Source organism: Prevotella vespertina (assembly GCF_009728485.1).
Lineage (GTDB): Bacteria > Bacteroidota > Bacteroidia > Bacteroidales > Bacteroidaceae > Prevotella > Prevotella vespertina.
On the sequence record NZ_VVIQ01000023.1, the window covers coordinates 1 to 2,419 of the forward strand.

Sequence of the window (2,419 nt, forward strand, 5' to 3'; positions counted from 1 at the left end):
GGATTCTCTTGTTTTTTTTTGCAACACTAAGATAAGTGAAAATTCTGACATGGCAAAATCCTGAGCAACTTTTTGTTGCTCAGGTACTTAAAAAGTTTAATTTATAATAGTGTTGCGGAATTAAGGATCGATTAGTAAGAAACTTACTTTTCTCATCTAATAAAGAGATTCTACGAATACCTCCACCAACTATATATATAAAAATAAAATATACTATATTCTTACCATCAATAGAAATATTGGTCTTTCTTAGCAATCCAAACCAAAATATCAAAAATGCTAAAATAACAATCAATGATTTATATTGTTGGTTTGACAGGTGAACAAGTAATTTGTTTACAAATGGACTTAATAAAAGTAACTCAACATATACAGTTATAAACCAATAATAATTACCACTTACAGGTAACAAACTTTTAATAATATCTATTGGAGAACCAAGTCTAAACACATAAACACCTAGCAAAGTTAACAATAAAGAATAAAATGTTACTTGTAATATTAAACTTAAAAGCGCTTTTATTCGTAGATTAATACCAAAGTAACCTGAAATTAAAACAAAAACAATAACTGCTGTATGAAATATAACGTCAATACAAGCAAAACCTTTACTGCTAAATCCTGGGGCAATTACCGATGAAATTATATGATGCATTACAATAAACAACATCAATATAATTCTTAAAAGTTCAAAATTAGAATCTCTTGTTTTTTTACTTATGCCCATAATGTAAATAAGAATTAACTTTTAAAACAATAAAACTACGCGAATTACTATCTAATACAAAATAAAAAGATAATATTATTATCAATGTAGTTGAAATAAAAGAAATTGCAAAAAAAGACCAAATATCACTTTGAATAAGTCTTTCAGTAAAAAACGCTGTCCCAAAAGATACACATCCCAATAATGTTACAGCTAAAATAGTATGCACAACATAGTCATAAACAGAGATACTACTTATCTCATGCTTTAATGCCCATAAATAAATACCACATGCAATCAAGGATGTTATAAGGTTAAATATGAAAGCATATATATAAGAATGTGTCCAAAAAACAATAAGATAAGTTATTCCTACAGATAACAAATACTCTAAACCACAGAAGAAATTTGCATTCTTTATATTCCCTGTTGCTGTAATTGCAGTATATATTAAAGGATTAAAGCTATTAAAGAAGTTTTTAATCAATAAAATCTGACATATCACAATAGCACCTGTTGGAATTTCTTTTAACCATAATCCCATTAAAAAATCCATCTTTATAATAATTGGGATAGATATAAGTAGAATACAAATAGAAGAAAATTTACCGCCTATTGTAATTAAATAATTCATGCGCTTATAGTCAGATTCTACATAGCCTTTTATAATTTGCGGAGTAAATGCCGTAGTTATGTTTCCAATAAAGGAATATAGCATCCCCTGAACTTGAGTAGCAATTCCAACAGCAGCATTTATGATTGTGCCAAAGAAAAGATTAACAATAATATTAACACCTTGTTGTAAAACTGTTAACGACACATTTCCTAACAGAGTCCATCCTGAGAATTTTAGCAACTTCGGTAATAAATCTCTATCTAATATTCTAATAAATCGACTCTCAGAGAAATTCCTTAAACAATAAATGCGATAAAAGACTATAATACAAACAGATATAACCATATATAGTATGCTATACAAAATAAGATGATCAAGCATACTATAAAGTATTATAAAAGCTATTATAAGTTTCAAACAAGAACTCAATATTTCTATAACTGCAAATACCCCAAACCGTTCATGTGAGGTTATCAGAGAATTATACGGAACTTGTGTTATGCCTAAAGCTGTAGAAATTATAGCTGATTGGTATACCCAGTTCGCAGCAAGCATTCTATCTGGACTTATAACTAATTGAGTATTAACAAACCATAACCCAACTGTTTCAGCAACAAAAATAAATAATCCTGCTAATCCTACATGAATCATCAAAGCTGTAGAGAAAGTTCTTCTGGTTTTCTCAAAATCCTTCTCACCTAAGCTATATGTAATATATCGACTTGTAGCTCCACTAAGAGAAGAAGTCAACATATTTGCTAAAACTACTATACCCCCAACTAAATTATAAATACCATAATCTGATACGCCCAATGCCTGCAAAACAATACGAGAAGTGTAAAAACTTATTGCCATGCTAATAAACATGCGCATATAAAGCATACTGGCATTTTTTACAATTACTTTATTGGATGACATAAAATTATAGTGATAATATTCTGGAGAGAGAAAGTTGGTATTCTTTTAAGGTACCTCAAATCCGCAACTAAGCCCTTGAAGGTTCTTATTGCGTTTACACGTCCTCTCATTACTGAATTTGCAGATAATTTGAACTTGAAGCACCCACTTCTGCCTACAATATCCCCTTACCCCACAAT

At 29.6% G+C, this 2,419-nt stretch carries 2 protein-coding genes and 1 pseudogene; all 3 read right to left on the reverse strand.

Translation table 11 applies throughout. The annotated features are described in order from the left end of the window. Nucleotides 1–79: 79 nt before the first annotated feature. Nucleotides 80–727 (reverse strand): acyltransferase family protein, encoded by a 648-nt coding sequence (locus tag F0475_RS11680; RefSeq protein ID WP_155716769.1) that lies wholly within the window; start codon nucleotides 725–727, stop codon nucleotides 80–82. Beyond that, nucleotides 714–2,240 (reverse strand): oligosaccharide flippase family protein, encoded by a 1,527-nt coding sequence (locus tag F0475_RS11685; RefSeq protein ID WP_155716770.1) that lies wholly within the window; start codon nucleotides 2,238–2,240, stop codon nucleotides 714–716. The genes F0475_RS11680 and F0475_RS11685 overlap by 14 nt, the downstream gene beginning before the upstream one ends. Continuing rightward, a pseudogene (locus tag F0475_RS11910) lies at nucleotides 2,222–2,407 on the reverse strand (hypothetical protein); the annotation flags it as partial. The gene F0475_RS11685 and the pseudogene F0475_RS11910, both read right to left, overlap by 19 nt. Nucleotides 2,408–2,419 lie beyond the last annotated feature (12 nt).